Source organism: Methanocalculus taiwanensis, assembly GCF_024372745.1.
GTDB lineage: Archaea > Halobacteriota > Methanomicrobia > Methanomicrobiales > Methanocorpusculaceae > Methanocalculus > Methanocalculus taiwanensis.
Map to the genome: position 1 here is coordinate 1 of NZ_VOTZ01000033.1, position 16,272 is coordinate 16,272.

The 16,272-nt window shown below is 48.5% G+C and carries 20 protein-coding genes; 11 read left to right on the forward strand and 9 right to left on the reverse strand.

Annotated features, from left to right (window positions below; all coding sequences use genetic code 11):
• Nucleotides 1–134: 134 nt before the first annotated feature.
• The 3 genes from FTO68_RS10975 to FTO68_RS10985 are packed head-to-tail and all read right to left on the reverse strand — an operon-like array spanning nt 135 to nt 2,654.
• Entirely contained in the window at nt 135–368 is a 234-nt protein-coding gene (locus FTO68_RS10975; RefSeq protein ID WP_255333455.1) for a hypothetical protein, read from the reverse strand.
• Complete coding sequence (locus FTO68_RS10980; protein ID WP_255333456.1) at nt 369–1,868, reverse strand: methanogenesis marker 14 protein; 1,500 nt, start codon at nt 1,866–1,868, stop codon at nt 369–371.
• A gap of 60 nt (nt 1,869–1,928) precedes the next feature.
• Nucleotides 1,929–2,654, reverse strand: a complete 726-nt coding sequence (locus FTO68_RS10985) for a heparan-alpha-glucosaminide N-acetyltransferase (protein WP_255333457.1) — start codon at nt 2,652–2,654, stop codon at nt 1,929–1,931.
• A gap of 103 nt (nt 2,655–2,757) precedes the next feature.
• Here FTO68_RS10985 and FTO68_RS10990 point away from each other — a divergent pair, with 103 nt between their 5' ends.
• From FTO68_RS10990 to FTO68_RS11020, 7 genes are all read left to right on the forward strand, one after another.
• Entirely contained in the window at nt 2,758–3,975 is a 1,218-nt protein-coding gene (locus tag FTO68_RS10990; RefSeq protein ID WP_255333458.1) for a YcaO-related McrA-glycine thioamidation protein, read from the forward strand.
• Nucleotides 3,932–4,585, forward strand: coding sequence for a TfuA-related McrA-glycine thioamidation protein (locus FTO68_RS10995; RefSeq protein ID WP_255333459.1), 654 nt, complete (start codon nt 3,932–3,934; stop codon nt 4,583–4,585). Before FTO68_RS10990 ends, FTO68_RS10995 begins: the two co-directional genes overlap by 44 nt.
• An 87-nt stretch (nt 4,586–4,672) precedes the next feature.
• Nucleotides 4,673–5,566 (forward strand): class 1 fructose-bisphosphatase, encoded by an 894-nt coding sequence (locus tag FTO68_RS11000; RefSeq protein WP_255333460.1) that lies wholly within the window; start codon nt 4,673–4,675, stop codon nt 5,564–5,566.
• A 9-nt stretch (nt 5,567–5,575) separates the two neighbouring features.
• Nucleotides 5,576–6,520, forward strand: a complete 945-nt coding sequence (locus FTO68_RS11005) for a fructose 1,6-bisphosphatase (RefSeq protein ID WP_255333461.1) — start codon at nt 5,576–5,578, stop codon at nt 6,518–6,520.
• A 68-nt stretch (nt 6,521–6,588) separates the two neighbouring features.
• Nucleotides 6,589–6,825 (forward strand): LSM domain-containing protein, encoded by a 237-nt coding sequence (locus FTO68_RS11010; RefSeq protein WP_255333462.1) that lies wholly within the window; start codon nt 6,589–6,591, stop codon nt 6,823–6,825.
• A gap of 6 nt (nt 6,826–6,831) precedes the next feature.
• The gene (locus FTO68_RS11015) at nt 6,832–7,179 is read left to right on the forward strand and encodes a helix-turn-helix domain-containing protein (RefSeq protein WP_255333463.1); all 348 of its coding nucleotides are present in this window, start codon (nt 6,832–6,834) and stop codon (nt 7,177–7,179) included.
• 77 nt (nt 7,180–7,256) lie between these two features.
• Nucleotides 7,257–7,772, forward strand: coding sequence for an archaellin/type IV pilin N-terminal domain-containing protein (locus tag FTO68_RS11020; RefSeq protein ID WP_255333464.1), 516 nt, complete (start codon nt 7,257–7,259; stop codon nt 7,770–7,772).
• On the opposite strand, the gene FTO68_RS11025 is transcribed toward FTO68_RS11020, so the two are convergent.
• The gene (locus tag FTO68_RS11025; protein WP_255333465.1) at nt 7,708–8,313 is read right to left on the reverse strand and encodes an endonuclease dU; all 606 of its coding nucleotides are present in this window, start codon (nt 8,311–8,313) and stop codon (nt 7,708–7,710) included. The genes FTO68_RS11020 and FTO68_RS11025 overlap by 65 nt on opposite strands.
• A 39-nt stretch (nt 8,314–8,352) precedes the next feature.
• On the opposite strand from FTO68_RS11025, the gene aglJ reads away from it, so the two are divergent.
• Nucleotides 8,353–9,294, forward strand: coding sequence for an S-layer glycoprotein N-glycosyltransferase AglJ (aglJ, locus tag FTO68_RS11030; protein ID WP_255333466.1), 942 nt, complete (start codon nt 8,353–8,355; stop codon nt 9,292–9,294).
• Nucleotides 9,295–9,310: 16 nt separating this feature from the next.
• Here the strand turns inward: aglJ and FTO68_RS11035 are convergent, their stop codons facing one another.
• The 3 genes from FTO68_RS11035 to trxA are packed head-to-tail and all read right to left on the reverse strand — an operon-like array spanning nt 9,311 to nt 10,739.
• The gene (locus tag FTO68_RS11035; protein WP_255333467.1) at nt 9,311–9,841 is read right to left on the reverse strand and encodes an aldolase; all 531 of its coding nucleotides are present in this window, start codon (nt 9,839–9,841) and stop codon (nt 9,311–9,313) included.
• The gene (locus tag FTO68_RS11040) at nt 9,814–10,434 is read right to left on the reverse strand and encodes an endonuclease III domain-containing protein (RefSeq protein ID WP_255333468.1); all 621 of its coding nucleotides are present in this window, start codon (nt 10,432–10,434) and stop codon (nt 9,814–9,816) included. Before FTO68_RS11040 ends, FTO68_RS11035 begins: the two co-directional genes overlap by 28 nt.
• Nucleotides 10,434–10,739 carry a thioredoxin gene (gene trxA / locus FTO68_RS11045; RefSeq protein ID WP_255333469.1) on the reverse strand — a complete coding sequence of 102 codons (306 nt, stop codon included), beginning with the start codon at nt 10,737–10,739 and terminating at the stop codon, nt 10,434–10,436. Before trxA ends, FTO68_RS11040 begins: the two co-directional genes overlap by 1 nt.
• 260 nt (nt 10,740–10,999) lie before the next feature.
• Between trxA and FTO68_RS11050 the strand changes: the two genes are divergently transcribed.
• A complete protein-coding gene (locus FTO68_RS11050) occupies nt 11,000–11,353 on the forward strand; it encodes a hypothetical protein (RefSeq protein ID WP_255333470.1) in 354 nt (117 codons plus the stop codon).
• On the opposite strand, the gene FTO68_RS11055 is transcribed toward FTO68_RS11050, so the two are convergent.
• On the reverse strand, nt 11,346–11,927 hold the full coding sequence (locus tag FTO68_RS11055; protein ID WP_255333471.1) for a carbonic anhydrase: 582 nt from the start codon (nt 11,925–11,927) through the stop codon (nt 11,346–11,348). The two genes, FTO68_RS11050 and FTO68_RS11055, sit on opposite strands and share 8 nt — an antisense overlap.
• A 423-nt stretch (nt 11,928–12,350) precedes the next feature.
• On the opposite strand from FTO68_RS11055, the gene FTO68_RS11060 reads away from it, so the two are divergent.
• Nucleotides 12,351–13,511 (forward strand): tubulin/FtsZ family protein, encoded by a 1,161-nt coding sequence (locus tag FTO68_RS11060; protein WP_255333472.1) that lies wholly within the window; start codon nt 12,351–12,353, stop codon nt 13,509–13,511.
• A gap of 58 nt (nt 13,512–13,569) precedes the next feature.
• Here FTO68_RS11060 and ilvD read toward each other — a convergent pair whose 3' ends face one another.
• Nucleotides 13,570–15,213 carry a dihydroxy-acid dehydratase gene (gene ilvD, locus FTO68_RS11065; RefSeq protein WP_255333473.1) on the reverse strand — a complete coding sequence of 548 codons (1,644 nt, stop codon included), beginning with the start codon at nt 15,211–15,213 and terminating at the stop codon, nt 13,570–13,572.
• 75 nt (nt 15,214–15,288) lie between these two features.
• Between ilvD and FTO68_RS11070 the strand changes: the two genes are divergently transcribed.
• Nucleotides 15,289–16,248, forward strand: coding sequence for a CHASE4 domain-containing protein (locus tag FTO68_RS11070; protein WP_255333474.1), 960 nt, complete (start codon nt 15,289–15,291; stop codon nt 16,246–16,248).
• The last annotated feature ends 24 nt before the right edge of the window (nt 16,249–16,272 follow it).

Here is a 16,272-nt window from a genome sequence, read left to right on the forward strand (position 1 = left end):
GGGTAAGAGGGTATATCTCAACTGTGAAGAAGAATGAGGGGTCAGTACTTGCCGCCATCAAAGGAGCATTCAGGAGAGAACCCTTCATGCCCACTGTGGCTTACAGGTATAGCTGACCAGTTACGAAAAATAGATTAATTTATAAATTTTTTGAGCTCTTCAAACATGAATGCTTCAACGCGTTCAACTTCTCCTCTCTTTCCACGAAACGCCAGGAGGTCACGTTCATCCCCATCCATATTGGCAAAACTGAGACGTGTTTTATGTGGGACCAGTTCAACATCATAATTTTCAAGTACCGTTCGTATGATAGTTCGCGGCACCCCGGGTGGGATAACCAGATCAAATAATTCTGCTTCTTCCATCATCTATCTCCCAATCTTTATCCTTTTGCCCATGATGCAACCCCCTCCACGGACGCCGCCGAGAGGATTCTTTGGCTTACCAAGTGAGTTCATGCATCGCCCCATCAAAGCAGCTCCTCGTGCAAGACCATCATCGACAAAGACGAGATGATCGACGGGATCTGCGAAGAGTTCGCGTTCGATGATCCCTTCGAGAATATACTCCGGTTTTTTCCCCGATATCGCAGCTCTTCCTGTGAATCCTATGGATGCATTCTCAGGAACCAGATTCCGTTCGACACAGACATCAATCATACGGAGTGCCATTCCGGCACAGACCCGATCGATAATTTCTGTTACGACAGGCAACCTGTATTTCTCATAGATCTCCGCACCAATCTTTTTGAGGCTGTCGGTTTCATTTCCATTTATGCCACAGTCACAGCCTATAAGGGCAACTCCCGATTCCTCGGCTACATCCGCATAAACCGGTACACGCCCAAAGCGCTTACGGTCCGGGGGAACAATCCTGATGTCTATATGTTCATGGCAGAGATCGACATATTCGGATATCACCTTCTTATGCCCTCCCAGTGAGAAGCTTCCACCCCCCATTCCTTCACCAAAAATATCCAGTGCGGTGCCGGTTCTCTCCTGGACCAGACCTGTGCCCCTGATGATTGCATCTGGAATGGCTCCTGCAAGGCCACAGAAATTGCCGATGGTTTTTGCAAAGGGATTGTCGGCATCATGCAAAACATCACCTGTTATTCTCCCGTCAAGGGTGGTTCCAAAGTCAAGTGAGATACATGGGTTTCTGCAATCGACCGGGGTCCATTTTGCGCCTTCCTTAATCCCGGCCATTGCAAGTTCCCCCTCCATCTCATTTGCCACCATCTCAACCCCTGTACTGCCGATTGGTGGTACAACACCTGCCACGGCACCGGTGAAGACAAGCTTATCTGCATAACTATGTTCCCTGAGTTTTGGAGGGAGGTTATCGATCGACATTGGCGGAGTCATCTTCCGGGGTGGTACCCCGGCATCGAGGCAGCCGTTTGCAAGAGCGATGACAAAATCGCCAACCTGGTCAGGCGAGTCCATTGCTGCAACAACCCCGGTGCTCCGCACCACAAAGTCAAGATCATTCTTGATATCCAGTTTTGCTTCACGGTGACATTGAATCAGGGTATCACGTACGAGTTCGGTTACTGATTCCCGGGTAAGCTCGGTTCCATCCAGTGTTTTTCCGAAGATCTGCTCTCCGGGCTTTGGAGGACGAACATCCCTGCTCATACTCACCGTTTTGTTGATTACGTAGCATGCACCTGTTTCAAGGCTCGTTCCTGTCAGGATGCATTTGGTTGTGGTATTTCCCATCTCAACAGATGCCACGATGAAGTATGGCTTGTTCTTATATTCTGGTATCTGCATGCCTGCACCATGGGATATTGATGGTGGGGGCGGGCTGTAGACCACGTGAGGTTTCTTCCCAAAGAAACGCTTCAAAAAACCGGCGCACATAGTAATCGATACTCAAGGCAGAACAATTAACCTTTCTGTTTCAATCCGTGAATAATTATATCAGATTGCAACAAGTCCGGTCAGGAAGAGTGACCCTATAATAATCGGCTGATGGATAAGATAGATGATGAGTGAATTTCTACCTGGAATGGCCAGTAACCGGAATAAGCAGTTATTATAATTATAAATCCCCCTCCCTGAATAAGAAATCGAACCTGCAGCAATTCCAAGGAGTACCAATGAGAACCAGGGGATAAGTGGTTCATAATCGAGGGTTATGAAACCTGGTGGATAAATACCGATTGGGATGAGATAGCCTGGACCGGAGATTGGGAAGAAGATGATCCAGATCATCAGGATCAGGGCTGCCGGAATGACATTCCACCTTCCAAGGGCTAGGAACGGTATTGAGAGTATGGTTGCTGTCCCGATCAGGTGGAGTATTCCAAAGACAATGAATCCATCATGCGGATACACCCAGGTGGCAATTGTGATAGCGGCGGCGATGAGCAGGAGCTTCAGGCCCCTTGAGAGGAATGTCCTGACATACTCTTTACTCTCAGATTGCACTCCGATTGATTTCATCTTCAGGTGGAGGGATATTCCTGCGATAAAGATGAATGCTCCGGCTATCGGATATGCAAGATATCTGAAAAGGGGATCGAAGGCAATAATCCCAAAATAGTTAAGATCGAAGATGATATGATAGGCGATCATGGCGATGATAGCACCGCCACGGGCAGCATCCAGAGCAACAACCCTGTTTGTTCTCTGCTGCGGGATCATCTGCGTCAGATCTTATCCTCAGATCGTATATACTCTGTTACTATGATTGTATCATAATGCAAAGGTAATAATCATCTCAGGAGAGAAGATCTACCAGAGTCAGATGCAGTTGAAATCCTGCCCGAAAGGGTATATGATCGAAACACACCGGGCAGTATCCCCCGAGTCCACGCTTGAGCGGATCGAGACTCTTCTCCCACAGGCAGGCATTACAAGGGTTGCCGATATCACCGGACTTGATCGCCTCGGTATACCGGTATTCTCCTGTATCCGCCCGACTGCCGAGGGGGGGGCAATCTCGGTTTATAATGGCAAGGGAGCAACGCCGGTTGCAGCACGTGTGTCTGCTATCATGGAGGGGATTGAGCGGTGCTCAGCTGAGATGCGCTCAGATCCAGAAATGATTGCACGGTATTGTGAGATTTCAGGAGAATCGCCTGCTATCAATCCGGTTGATCTAATCCTGCCTGCCGGCATGGATCCTGACGCACAGGTTCCGTGGGTTTTCGGATATGATATCATCAATCAGGAGGAGGTGCTTCTTCCTGCACATGCCGTATACCATCCCCTCTCCCATGCATATAATCCCCTTCACCGGACAAATACAAATGGTATTGCATCCGGCAATACCCTGGAAGAGGCCATCATCCATGGACTGCTGGAGGTGATCGAGAGAGATGCGTGGTCTCTTGTGGAGGCAACCCGCTATACTGGAAACAGGATTATAAAGGTCTCTGATCCGATCAGTTCAGATATCATCGATCGTTTCGCCCGCGAGGGAATTAATCTGATTCTCAGGGATATTACAAGCGATATTGGGATTCCTACCTGTGCCGCAGTTGCAGATGATACTGTCCTCTGCGATCCGGCCCTTCTGGTTACAGGGATGGGGACACATACAACACCTGAGATCGCAGTCCTTCGTGCACTCACCGAGGTGGCACAGAGCCGCCTTACCCAGATACATGGAGCCCGCGAGGATACGGTTGTTGCCGAAATGAGGAGGCAGATCGGGTATGAGAGGACAAAACGCATGAATGGATACTGGTTCCGTGAGAATGGAGATGTGTTATTTGAGAGGCTTCCGTCCCATTCAAGCGATGATCTTCTGGATGATATCCGCCATGTCTGCAGTCGCCTTGCTTCTTGCGGGTTTGACCGTGTGATCGTCTCTGACCTGACACATCCTGAAATCGGACTCCCGGTTGTCAGGGTGGTCGTCCCCGGCCTTGAGGTGTACGCGATGGATCAGGAGAGGATGGGAGATCGGTGTAAGAATGCACGGCGCAGTCGTTTACCTCGGGCCAAGCCTCTCGCATGAGGAGGCAAGGGCACTTTGTCCGGGTGCCACCTTTTTACCCCCGATCCGGCGCGGTGATCTGGTCAAGATAGCGGGTTTGGATATCTCCGTTGTTTGTATTATTGATGGGTACTTTTTCCAGGATGCAGCGGTTGGCCATCGTGAGATCCTCTCTGTCATCAAAGCTGGTATCAGGGTGATCGGGGCATCCAGTATGGGGGCTCTCAGGGCGGCTGAGCTTGATACTCTTGGCATGGAAGGTGTGGGTGTTATCTATTCATTATACCGTGATGGAATTCTCATATCTGATGACGAGGTTGCCCTTGTCTTTGATCCTGAAACGCTTGATCCGCTCTCTGATCCGCTTGTCAATATCCGCTGTTCCCTCAAGCTTGCGAAGAGGAACGGGATTATATCAAAAGAGGAGGAGCATCTTCTTATCAGGACGGCAACAGATCTCTTCTATCCTGAGAGGACATTCGAGCGTGTTGCTGATGCTTTAAATGATGAACGGCGGGATTATCTGCTCTCATTCTATGCGGAACATGCAGTCGACCAGAAACAGGCTGATGCAATCGAAGCGCTTCGCCATGTGCACGATCTGCTTCAGGAAGGCAGTTTCGAAACATAATGATGGGGAATCATTAATATTCCAGTTGACGAGGAACTGATAACGTATGCCCCAGATACAAATTCCTGGGATGTAGGTGATGAACAGATGATTACAGTACAGGAGTATCTTAGCGAGAAGGGATGTGAGGAAGATCTTGCGCGGCTCATCTGCCTGATTGCAGAACAGGCAGGACCTATACGGAGAGCGTTTATCTCAAACCAGCGGTATGCCGCCTCTCTTAATACCTCTGGCGAGGTCCAGGCGGAGATGGATACCTGGTCTGACCGACATCTTACACAGCAACTTGCCGCATCCGGTCTTGTTTCGCGGATCGCATCTGAAGAACAGGATGAAGTCTTTGAATGTAATGCCTCTTTTGGGAAGTATTCTGTTGTGATGGATCCGCTTGACGGCTCTTCGCTGATTGCAGTCAATCTCGCAGTCGGAACGATCGTTGGGATTTATGAGGGGTGTTCGGTCCTCCGCAAAGGAAAAGAGATGAAGGCCGCGCTTTATCTCCTATACGGTCCGATGACAACCCTGACTCTCTCGATAGGATCGGGGGTCGCGCTCTTCTCTCTGGATGATGACGGACGGTATCTCCTGATGGAGGATACTATCAGGATGCCCGAGGGCACCATCTATGGCAGCGGCGGTGAGAGGCCGAAATGGACGAAAAAACATGCTTCTTTCATTGCCGCCCTAGAAGCCGAGGGTGCAAAGAGCCGTTATTCAGGCTCTTTTGTGGCTGATTTCCACCAGATACTCAAATATGGGGGCCTCTATGCATATCCTGCCGCGCTTGGCAAACCTGATGGCAAACTCCGGCTGGTCTTTGAGGCGCAGCCGATCGGTTTCCTTGCCCGGGAAGCCGGAGGGCGGATCAGCAACGGATCAACTGATATCCTTGAAATAATGCCGGAAAAAGTCCACCAGAAGACACCGATCTATGTCGGGAGCAGAGGCATAATCGAGCGGCTTGAAGCACTCCAGGAGTAGTATTGGAATATGTCGGGAATCTCCTTTTTACACTGCACCCTTGTCACTGCACGCCTCGGAGGGTATCCTGCCGGACACCGGGTGCACCCGGGTATGCTCGAGCTGGCTGCCCGCCTTCTAAAGAAGGAGGAAGGCGATATCCTCATCGACTCATATGTATTCCGGTGTGGGGATGCAGTAGCATTCCTTCTGACTCACAGGGGAAAAGAGGAGATTGATACTCTTGTCGGGGCAATCCTCGGCTCCTGCAGGGACTACATGGGCAAAAAGAAGATCAGCTCCCCCGCCTCTGCTCCCATATCATCATGTTGCCTCTCGTTTCAAGAGAGGGAATCCGAAGAAATCGTTGTTTTCCTCTCTGATCTCCCGACAGTTGATCTCTATAATCATCATCTCTATCGTATCTTTGGTGATCCCTTTTCGACAACACGGCTTGTTTTGGATGAATGTCTTCTGGAAGGTTTTGTCTTTACCACATCCGCGGGCAAATCCATCATTGATTTTTCCCTTCCTGAGGATACATACCGTTTGTTAGCCTCGATCCGGAGGCCGAAGGAGTCACGGGTCTACATGGTGCGCAGGAGGGATGGAGAGCCGGCTGCATCAGTGGCAATACCATTTGGGGTCGGCGCGCCGGGTCTTCTTCTCCGCTCCGGCGGTGTCTTCCCAACCTATGGTGAGGCGGCCGAGCCGTTTGCGCAGCCTTTCATGGTGAGATCATCTGGTATAGAGCGACCTATGATGCCACTGCTCCCTGTCTCTCTCTGTGATGCGCAGGGTTCGCGTTCAGGCGGCCCTCCACGGGTTATCTGCCTTGCTTTTACGATTGCTGGCGGTCGTCTTATTGGTCCGGCCGATATCTTTGACGATCCCGCTCTGGATCAGGCCAGGCAATTCGGATCAAGGATTGCTGGATATGCTCGCGCACATGGGCCATTTGATCCGTTTGTCTGAATGGATATCTCCACCAAAAAGAAGCAGGATGAAAAGTTTAATGAGGCAACCCTGCTATAGTATTCATAATGGTGTCAAGTATCGTTCTGCCTATTAAAAAAGTGAATTCTCTTGTTGAATCTAAAATTATCGTTGAAATTAAGGATGATGGGCGGAAACTTCAGGGGAGGCTTATTGCTGTTGATGAGTATCTTAACCTCCACATGGATGAAGCAACCGAGATTACAGAAGGCTCACGCGAACGCAACCTCGGCTGTGTCGTTATTCGCGGGAACAACATTCTGAGCATCGCACCTGTCCTCTGAAGCACTATGACTGATGAACTATTTGATGAAGCGCTCCAGATGATACAATCGAAGAGTGAAGGCGTTCTTCAGAGCGAATTGTGGAAACTCCTCGATGTCGACTCAAGGAAATGTTCGCGGATTGTCAAGAAGCTCATCGATACCGGGATGGTTGAACGGCATGAGTACCGGAAAAACGGGATCAAGACGTATCTTCTGAAATCAACGAAGAAACGTATAATAGATCCTTCCCTCCTGATGGCAGGGGAACACCTGATCCCGTGTGTTGGTTGTGAACGCGAGTGTGTGGTTGAGAGCTGCGAACTCCTTCTTGACTGGATGTATGAGCTCGCGTTTGTCGGTCTTGAAGAATAAGCCTTCAATCTCTCTTTTTTAAACCTTCCTATAACACTTTACCATAACATATATGGGTAAAAAATCAACCTGATTTAGTGAATAAAGAGCATTCCGGCGATGCAGTATCCCAAGTTCAAGGAGTATTAATCCTCGTTGTCGTGACGATCATTCTTGCTGTTCTCCTGCTTCTGATGCTACATATACCGCTCTGGTCTGCCGGACTCGCACCCGGCCCTCCTGAGATCTTTGCGATTTCGGAACTAAAACATCTTAACGAGATGGGTACGTTAAATTATGACAGCCGGATGACGATCACGCATGTGGGTACAGCGATCTATCGATCTGATGATCTCCGTGCAGAGATCCTCGTCAATGAAGAGGATACTGGCGCTCTCATCAATTCAATGAATGCCCATCTCTTCATCCCCTCCTACCATATAGGAGTGCAGCGGTTGTGGGGTCCCGGTTCAAATGGATTCTACTGGTATCCGGGATGCCAGATCTTCCTGGATCTGACAGATGGCACGTTTCGCCAGGGCGATCTCGTCAGGCTTGATGTGTATCACAAGGATACTGATCAGATACTTTCCCGATCTGAAATGATCGCATAACCGAACGTGCAAAGAGCCGGGCAACCCTGACCGGCTCCGGCACCCTGCCATCAAGGGTGAACCTGTTGATGATTCTAAAGGCGGTATCAGGTGGTATTCCGGCTCTCCTCAGGAAGACGGAATGCCCGGTTGCAAGTTTGATGCAATCCCGCTCTCCAAGAGCTTGATATGCCTTCATCCTCTTTGTATCGTCTGGAAAATGACGGCTGATAGCCTCTTCCAGCCCACCCGACTCCTCATAGGTGATGATGACAACGGGAGTCTTCGTCTCTTCCCAGATCAGATTCGGACTGATGATATTGTACCAGGCGATCGCGGCACCTGAGATCAGAATAAGGTTAATATCCGATCGATGAAGCAAAGAGAAGAGTCGGATCACCGCATCTGTTCCATCCATTCCTCCAACGGTGACCCTGGTTATCGCAGATCCATCGATTCTGAGATCCCCTCTCATAACAACCCCGGCAAGGTAAGAATGGTCTCTTCCAGTCCAGCTCTCAGAGATGCCCAGGATACGTATCCCTGGCTTTCCGGCATGCATACAAGGACTTATCAGAATGTACTTATTAATTATTGTTTGATGTCCATCGAGAGAAAGGATGTCTGCATCCTCATTCCGACACTTAATGAAGTGAAGACTATAGAATCCCTTATCCGCGATTTTAGGGAGATGGGTTTTTCAGAGATATTTGTTATTGACGGAAAGAGTACCGATGGAACCGCTGATGTGGCGAGGCGGGCAGGAGCGAGGGTTGAAATACAGGTTGGCAAGGGTAAAGGTGCGGCGATTATCGAGGCATTCTCAATGATCAAAGAGCCGTACATTCTTATGCTTGATGGAGATGGAACCTATGCCGCAGCGGATGCCGATACAATGCTCGGACCGCTTGAGCATGGGGCAGATCACGTCATTGGTGAGCGCCTCTCCGGTTATGAAAAAGGTGCCCTGACTCGGCTGAACCGTTTTGGAAACCACGTCATCAATGTCCTCTTTAAATGGGCTCATGGGAGATACCTTGAGGATATTCTCTCCGGATACCGGGCTTTCACACAGGAGTCCCTCTCACGCCTCAACCTGAAGGAGTCCGGTTTTGAGATTGAGACGGAGATTGCCGCAGAGGCTGTCAGAAATGATCTCAGGATTGTGGTGGTTCCGGTGAGCTACTGCCAGAGGCCAGGCACTCCCACAAAACTCCATCCGCTCCGGGATGGATATAAGATCATCAAAACGATCTACCGGCTTGCCAAAGTCGGAAATCCTCTCTTCTATTTTGGTCTCGTTGGGCTCTCGCTCACCCTGCTTGGTATTATCCTTGGTATCTATGTTGTCTACGACTGGCTCCATAATATTGAGCGGATACCAATGACCGTTTTAACCGGCCTTCTGATTATGTCGGGTTTGATAATTACGATGTTTGGTTTCCTTGGCGATATCTTTCTTGCCTATCATCGCGAGACGAATGCAGAACTCAGGAAGCTGCAGATACAGCTAGATAAACTTGAGGGGCAGAAAAAGAATTGATTATTATCCTCTTTTTTCAAAATCCCTTTGAATAAAAAAGAACACGGGATGCATGCTCCGCAAGCGAGGTATAGAGATATGCTTCATCGAGTGTTCTTCCTGCTGCAAATGTTCCGTGACCACGTGCTATTGCCAGATTGGCAGATTGAAGGGCAGCAGCGATCATATCCGCAAGTTCCTGTGTTCCGGGTGCACCCTCTACAACAGCGATTTCCGGGCAGAGCATCTGACCTTCGCTGTCGATTGGGATAATCCGATCCATACAAATTGATGCTGCTACTGCACATGAAGGGTGGGCGTGGACTATCGCTGCATGCCCGGTGTTGCCATATATTGCTTCATGCACCCTGTATTCACTTGATGTCTCTGGTCGTACAGGCTCCCCCGGTATCACAGGCACAAGCTCTCCCGGCTCATCAAGGTATGATCCGCTCCGTGTGATCAGGTAGCCGGGATCAAGGCGTATGCTCATATTCCCAAAGTTGCCTCCGACAAGCCCCTCGTTGAAGAGGCGTTGGCCTATCCGTTTAAAATCTGTATTATGCATTCCGGACATCTCTTTTTTGTGCAATACTCTTTTGCATATTCAACAATCTGTCCATGGCAGGACCTAAGAAGTGCGTTATCTGAGGAGAGAGCTGATAGGAATAGTGAACGCAACTGATCATCTGATGCTGATATCTCTGCACATCCGCATATCCTGCGTGTGTAGGCATCGATAACAAAGGTGTCGCGGAAGAGGCCATAACAGAGGATGCTGTCTGCGGTCTCTTCTCCCACTCCTTTTACTGTAAGGAGCAATTTTCTCAGCTCATACGTTGGGATCTGTTTGATATCTTCATCAAGCCCAAGAATGAATTGTGCAAGGTTCTGGAGCCTGTGTGCCTTAACACGATAGAAACCGGTGCATCGTATACAGGATTCCAGAATTGCAGGATCTGTGGCAATAACTGATGCAAGGGTCTCTATTCCTGCGGATTTCAGCTTGCCAAACGCTCTCTCCACATTATCCCATCGGGTCTGCTGGGTCAGGATCGCCCCGATCACCACCCCGTCAAATGATGCATCCCACCACGACAGGGTGCCGTATCTCTCGTTTAGTATCGAGATGATGGATAGAATTTTTTTCCTGTTATCCATCAGATAAGTGGCTTGAGAAGTTCTTCCAGCCGTCTTGCGTCGGTTACCCCTTCAAGCTTATGGATGACGGCTCCATCCTTCTCGATGATCAATGTCGGGACAACCTGAATCTGGTATTTCCCTGCAAGATCCATATGGTGATCGACATCAATCGTCTTTATCTCTACAGCATCCCCGAGCTTCTTTTGCAGATCTTCAATGATCGGTGTCTGCATCTTACATGGTCCACACCATGTGGCGAAAAAGTCAATAAGAATCGGTCTGGTCATGGAACTACCCTCTTTTACAGTCGTTGAAAAGAGCAATAAAGCTTGTCTTTTTCCCTTCTCCAGAAAAGAAACGTATGTCTATATACTATTTTCTTTAAACCAGAATTTTTGTTTATTCAGGAAAATGGATGGAATTATTAGATGATTGGATGTTGATGAGCTGCTCTCTCAGTGTAAAATCACTGCTAAATAGCAAGCATTCATCTAATACATGTCAGGTTTGATGCTGGAGTTTCGAGCACTTATTCTGCTCTTGAAAACGATGGTGCTAAATTGTCTCAATCCAGATATATTCTATGAGTAGTATGATCGATATCGAGATCATCGGACTAAAGGAGCTTTCCTGCGGACCCTTTCCCTGTAATGATGAGCGAAGTTGTGAGCTGACCGAGTGTGCGCCGACAGAAAAGCTCCTTCCTGCCGTTTCAGCGCTTCAGAAGGCATTGAAAAATGAGTATGGGGAGTCTGTTTCAGTTCAGCTGACGCTTCTTGATAACGGCGTGCCGCCGCGAATCAGGATGATCATCGAAGAACACCAGCCTCCTCTTCCAATTGTTGTCGTAAACGGCCGTGTCACACCGGTAGGCAGGATCTCTCTTTCGCTCATCCGGGCGGAGATTGAAAAAGAGTTGAAAGATAGTTCTATTTAATCTCTTCAAGTTTTCCATCTTCAAGATAGAAATAGAGGCCGTAGATTCCTATCTTCTTCTCATCTTCTGCCTTTTTTATAATTGGATATGTCCTGAGATGCTCGATCTGGAGCCGGACATTCTCCTTCTCGATCTCGGTAAGCCGTTGTTTTGCTTCTTCCGGGTTTTTCGGAGGGGATAGACGGGCATCGACTCTTATCTGTGCCTCGCGTGCATTATTAATCCAGAGGGGGATATAGGAGTCCTGCATCTCTTTATCAAGGGCTTTGATACCGCCACATTCTGAATGGCCGCAGATGATGATATTCTCTACTTTCAGGTGGGCGACTGCGTATTCAAGGACGCTCGCGAAGTTCCAGTCATGAAGCGGCACAATATTGGCGATATTTCTATGTACAAAGAGCTCACCGGCTTTGGCATGCGTGATCCGCTCAGGGTCGATACGCGAGTCGGCACACCCAATCCAGAGTGTCTTCGGACTCTGGGATTTGGCGAGATCAGCATATCGTTTTCTGTCCTGTTCGAAGTCGTCTTTTATAAATACCTTATTTCCGTCGAAGAATTGATCTATCATACTATCACATAAGGGCTTGAATGTGCCCCTATAATGACTTCCATGTTTTCCACATATTAATTTATGTAAAATTTTAATCCAACATATTGGCCATATTTTTTCGAAAAGATGGTAAATAATTGATTTTTGGAAGAATGCACCTGAAAAGGGTGACAATCTGCTGATAGAAAACCCAAAAATCATGCGCGCTTATTACAGTACCTGATGATTCACTATCATCATCCTCTCTACCGGGTAACTGGAGAATGGTTGTTATGAAGAAGCGTTTGTCTCCGAAAGCTTGTCCTGGATATGGTGAATGAAATATTTGGTTTTTAATTATTGAATTTATTATTATATTTTATTATTGTGATTATTTTCGAAATTCTCTTATATATTGGGAATACTACGCTTATATTCATTTATGTAGTGGGTGTCAATACAATGCGGGTATTTTTTATAGGATTTGGTCAGGCCGGTGGAAAGATCGTCGATATGTTCCTCGCCCATGATAAGAAACTCCAGAATAGCAGTTTCCGTGGTATAGCAGTGAACTCGGCACGAACAGATCTCCTTGGTTTACATAATATCGATATGAAGGATCGTCTCCTGATCGGACAGACGGTTGTAAAAGGACATGGTGTTGGGACAGACAATGTCTGTGGTGCAAAGATCACAGCAGATGAGATCGACACAATCATCAATGCAATAGATACCCGGGGAACACATGATATCGACGCGTTTATCGTTGTGGCCGGGCTTGGAGGGGGGACTGGATCTGGTGGGACGCCAGTTCTCTGCAGGCACCTGAAACGAATTTACCGTGAACCTGTCTATGCACTAGCAATGATCCCGGCACCGGAAGAAGGGCGTCTCTACTCCTACAATGCTGCCCGCAGCCTTGCTACACTGGTGAATGAAGCTGATAATACCTTTGTCTTCGATAATAGTGCGTGGAAAGAAGAGGGGGAGAGTGTTAAGAGTGCATATGACCGGCTGAATGAGGAGCTTGTCAGGAGATTTGGAGTACTATTCAGAGCAGGGGAAGTAGGGCAATTTGGTGTGGGTGAGATGGTAGTTGATTCTTCAGAGATCATCAATACACTCAGAGGTGGCGGTATATCCACTATCGGGTATGCAATATCAGACGTTATCACAAAAACCAAGCCGAAGAAAAGTTTCTTCTCTGGATTTGGGAAGAAAGATAAGGAAGGGAGCTCTCTTACCGGTGAGGATAAGTCTGCAAAGATCATCGGTCTTGTCAGGAGAGCAATGCTCGGAAGACTGACACTCCCCTGTGACTATACAACAGCAGAACGTGCCCTCGTACTTGTTGCGGGACCGCCGAATGAACTGGACAGGAAGGGTGTTGAAAAGTCTAAATCCTGGGTTGAAGAAAATATTGCCGGAATTGAAGTGAGGGGAGGAGATTACCCTGTCGGATCGAATTATATTGCCGCTGTAGTCCTCCTCTCAACAATCGGAAAAGCACCAAGGATAACAGAACTGCTCGAACAGGCGAAAGAGACAAAGCAGGATGTTATAAAGTCTGTTGACAGGAAATCCAACTTATTTGAAGATGCGATCGATCCGCTCTTTGAATAAATCTCTTTTTTTGGTTATTTGGAAGGCAGATATACTACTCTTAAAAAAATGGTATGGTTTATAGTTGAACTGCGCCTGCATCTGCCTGACCGACGGTCCTGGCATATCGTGCAAGGACGCCCCGTAATGAACGATTCTTTGGCCGCCACATGCTCCGCCTCCGATCGAGCTCGAGATCATCGACATTCAAATCAAGGCGTTTTGCAATAAGGTCAACTGCGATCTCGTCCCCATCCCTTACAAGAGCGATCGGTCCACCGGCTTCTGCTTCAGGTGAGACATGCCCGATACAGGGTCCTCGTGTGCCTCCTGAGAACCTGCCATCGGTCACAAGAACCACACGTTCATATCCAAGACCCATTAAGGCGGATGTCGGTGAGAGCATCTCAGGCATTCCCGGTCCTCCTTTCGGCCCCTCATACCTGATGACAACAACATCTCCCTCCTTGATCTCGCGGCCAAGAATCGCTTTCATTGCGGGTTCTTCGCCATCATAGACCCTGGCAGGTCCTGTATGCTGCCACATCGACTCTGATACGGCTGCATATTTGACGACTGCTCCATTCGGAGCGAGGGTTCCAAAGAGTATCCTGAGCCCTCCAGTTGTGTGGATCGGGTTCTCGGCGGAATGTATGATCATCTCATCCATTCTGAGTACTCCCTTTGCAATCTCAAGGACAGATCTCCCGGTAACGGTCTCTGCGTCCTCAAGATGATCAACCAGACGTTTGAAGATTGCAGGGATGCCTCCTGCCCGATTGAGTGCGACCATTGCGTGCGGTCCTGCCGGCTGCATATGGCAGAGATGAGGAGTTTCATCACTTATCTGGTTGAAAGATTCAAGATTGAGCGGAACCCCCGCTTCTCTGGCAATCGCCATCAGATGCAGCACGGTATTTGTGGAGCCGCCCAGTGCCATATCAACCCGGATAGCATTTCTCATGCTCTTCTCTGTGATGATCTTCCGTGCAGTAGTTCCAGATCTGACAAGATCCATGATCCTGTATCCGGTTTCATGTGCTACCCGGAGCTTATCAGACTCAACTGCCGGTATAGCGGCTGACCCGGCTAAGGACATGCCCATCGCTTCGGTCATGCATGCCATTGTGTTTGCGGTATACAGGCCCTGGCAACTTCCGCATCCTGGCATTGCTGCACACTCCAAGGTACAAAGCTCTTCTTCAGGATAGGATCCTGCTGCGACTTTCCCAACCGCCTCGAAGACATCGACGAGCGAGAGATCCCTTCCATTGAGTGATCCCGGCATCATCGGGCCGCCTGTGATCAAAATTGAGGGGATATCAAGACGTGCTGCTGCCATCAGCATGCCGGGTACGATCTTATCGCAGGTACCAACACAGACGAGACCGTCAAAGCGATGTGCTTCAACCATCAGTTCGATGGAATCAGCAATATTTTCACGTGATGGAAGCGAATACCGCATCCCCATATGTCCCATTGCTATCCCATCGCAGATTCCAATAACTCCAAACTCAAATGGAACGCCGCCACCTGCTGCGATGCCTTCACGGACTTTATTGGTCAGGTTTCTGAGGTGAATATGTCCGGGTACAATATCATTCCAGGCATTGGCAATCCCAATGAATGGACGATCCATCTCGCTGTTGCTTAAACCGAGGGATCTGAGAAGAGAGCGGTTTGGGGCACGGGGGTACCCTTTTTTTATTTCATCACTGCGCATAGATGATCAAGATACGTCGTCTTCAATACTGATAAATAGTGTCGGAGAGCATTACCAAAAACCGGATCTCCCTGTATGAATGTAAAAACCCAGACGATTGTGATCATCACCCTGGTAAGCCTCTGTCTGATCGGAGGGCTTGGCTTCTTTAGCCAGTCATTTATGCTTGAAGGATTCGTCGATCTTGAAGACGAGATCCTTTTGGAGACGATCGATCGCACGGTCAGGGCAATAGATCTTGAACGCACATATCTCCGGATGACTGTGGTTGACTGGTCAATGTGGGATGATACCTATTATTTTGTGCATGGTCTGGACCCTGATTATTCTCAAAGAAATCTACAGGAAAGCGTTTTTGAATACCTCAATGTCCAATATATGATCTTTACCGGGCCCGATGGCGGGATCGTCTATGCACGGGGTTACGATAGCCTGACTCATGAGAATCTCGACATACCAGCCACATTATTCGTACTGCATGATCATCTTGTTACAACAGGATCTGAGGAAATCTCAGGTTTCTATAATACTGATGCCGGACTGGTGCTTGTTGGAGTACAACCAATCCTTTTGAGTTCCGGCGATGGGCCCGTCGCTGGCACTCTTCTCTTCGGGCGGCAGATTGATGAATCCTGGGTTTCGCATATCTCCGAACAGATGGGTATTCCCCTGGCCCTCTCAATTATTGAAGAGGAGCAATTTCAATCAGCCGGACTCGAAACAGAGATCTATCGTGATCAGGATTTTATTCGGGGTTCAAGGGTTATTCATGATATCTTCGGCGATCCTCTTATCCTCCTTACGGTGACGCAGGATCGTTCAATCTACCAGAAAGGCCTCCTTTCCTATCAGTCTGCACTCATTGCGATCATCGGTTTTGGCTTAATATCAGGCGTACTCCTCTATCTCCTTATCAACCGTTCAATTCTTGAGCCCAAACTATGCTCTCACTTAGGGAATAAATCAAGTTTCAGCTTCTTCTCAAGCTCCCGGACCTTCTTTGGCACCTCAGTGATCTGGTCAAACCCTTCATAGGAGATCCGCATCACCTTTGAAAAG

What these genes read in the sequence shown, in the direction of transcription:
- FTO68_RS10975 (WP_255333455.1), bottom strand. Translation starts at nt 368, where the DNA reads ATGATGGAAGAAGCAGAATTATTTGATCTGGTTATCCCACCCGGGGTG.
- FTO68_RS10980 (WP_255333456.1), bottom strand. Translation starts at nt 1,868, where the DNA reads ATGTGCGCCGGTTTTTTGAAGCGTTTCTTTGGGAAGAAACCTCACGTG.
- FTO68_RS10985 (WP_255333457.1), bottom strand. Translation starts at nt 2,654, where the DNA reads ATGATCCCGCAGCAGAGAACAAACAGGGTTGTTGCTCTGGATGCTGCC.
- FTO68_RS10990 (WP_255333458.1), top strand. Translation starts at nt 2,758, where the DNA reads ATGCAGTTGAAATCCTGCCCGAAAGGGTATATGATCGAAACACACCGG.
- FTO68_RS10995 (WP_255333459.1), top strand. Translation starts at nt 3,932, where the DNA reads ATGCACGGCGCAGTCGTTTACCTCGGGCCAAGCCTCTCGCATGAGGAG.
- FTO68_RS11000 (WP_255333460.1), top strand. Translation starts at nt 4,673, where the DNA reads ATGATTACAGTACAGGAGTATCTTAGCGAGAAGGGATGTGAGGAAGAT.
- FTO68_RS11005 (WP_255333461.1), top strand. Translation starts at nt 5,576, where the DNA reads ATGTCGGGAATCTCCTTTTTACACTGCACCCTTGTCACTGCACGCCTC.
- FTO68_RS11010 (WP_255333462.1), top strand. Translation starts at nt 6,589, where the DNA reads ATGGTGTCAAGTATCGTTCTGCCTATTAAAAAAGTGAATTCTCTTGTT.
- FTO68_RS11015 (WP_255333463.1), top strand. Translation starts at nt 6,832, where the DNA reads ATGACTGATGAACTATTTGATGAAGCGCTCCAGATGATACAATCGAAG.
- FTO68_RS11025 (WP_255333465.1), bottom strand. Translation starts at nt 8,313, where the DNA reads ATGCATGCCGGAAAGCCAGGGATACGTATCCTGGGCATCTCTGAGAGC.
- aglJ (WP_255333466.1), top strand. Translation starts at nt 8,353, where the DNA reads ATGTCCATCGAGAGAAAGGATGTCTGCATCCTCATTCCGACACTTAAT.
- FTO68_RS11035 (WP_255333467.1), bottom strand. Translation starts at nt 9,841, where the DNA reads ATGCATAATACAGATTTTAAACGGATAGGCCAACGCCTCTTCAACGAG.
- FTO68_RS11040 (WP_255333468.1), bottom strand. Translation starts at nt 10,434, where the DNA reads ATGGATAACAGGAAAAAAATTCTATCCATCATCTCGATACTAAACGAG.
- FTO68_RS11050 (WP_255333470.1), top strand. Translation starts at nt 11,000, where the DNA reads ATGAGTAGTATGATCGATATCGAGATCATCGGACTAAAGGAGCTTTCC.
- FTO68_RS11055 (WP_255333471.1), bottom strand. Translation starts at nt 11,927, where the DNA reads ATGATAGATCAATTCTTCGACGGAAATAAGGTATTTATAAAAGACGAC.
- FTO68_RS11060 (WP_255333472.1), top strand. Translation starts at nt 12,351, where the DNA reads ATGCGGGTATTTTTTATAGGATTTGGTCAGGCCGGTGGAAAGATCGTC.
- ilvD (WP_255333473.1), bottom strand. Translation starts at nt 15,213, where the DNA reads ATGCGCAGTGATGAAATAAAAAAAGGGTACCCCCGTGCCCCAAACCGC.
- FTO68_RS11070 (WP_255333474.1), top strand. Translation starts at nt 15,289, where the DNA reads ATGAATGTAAAAACCCAGACGATTGTGATCATCACCCTGGTAAGCCTC.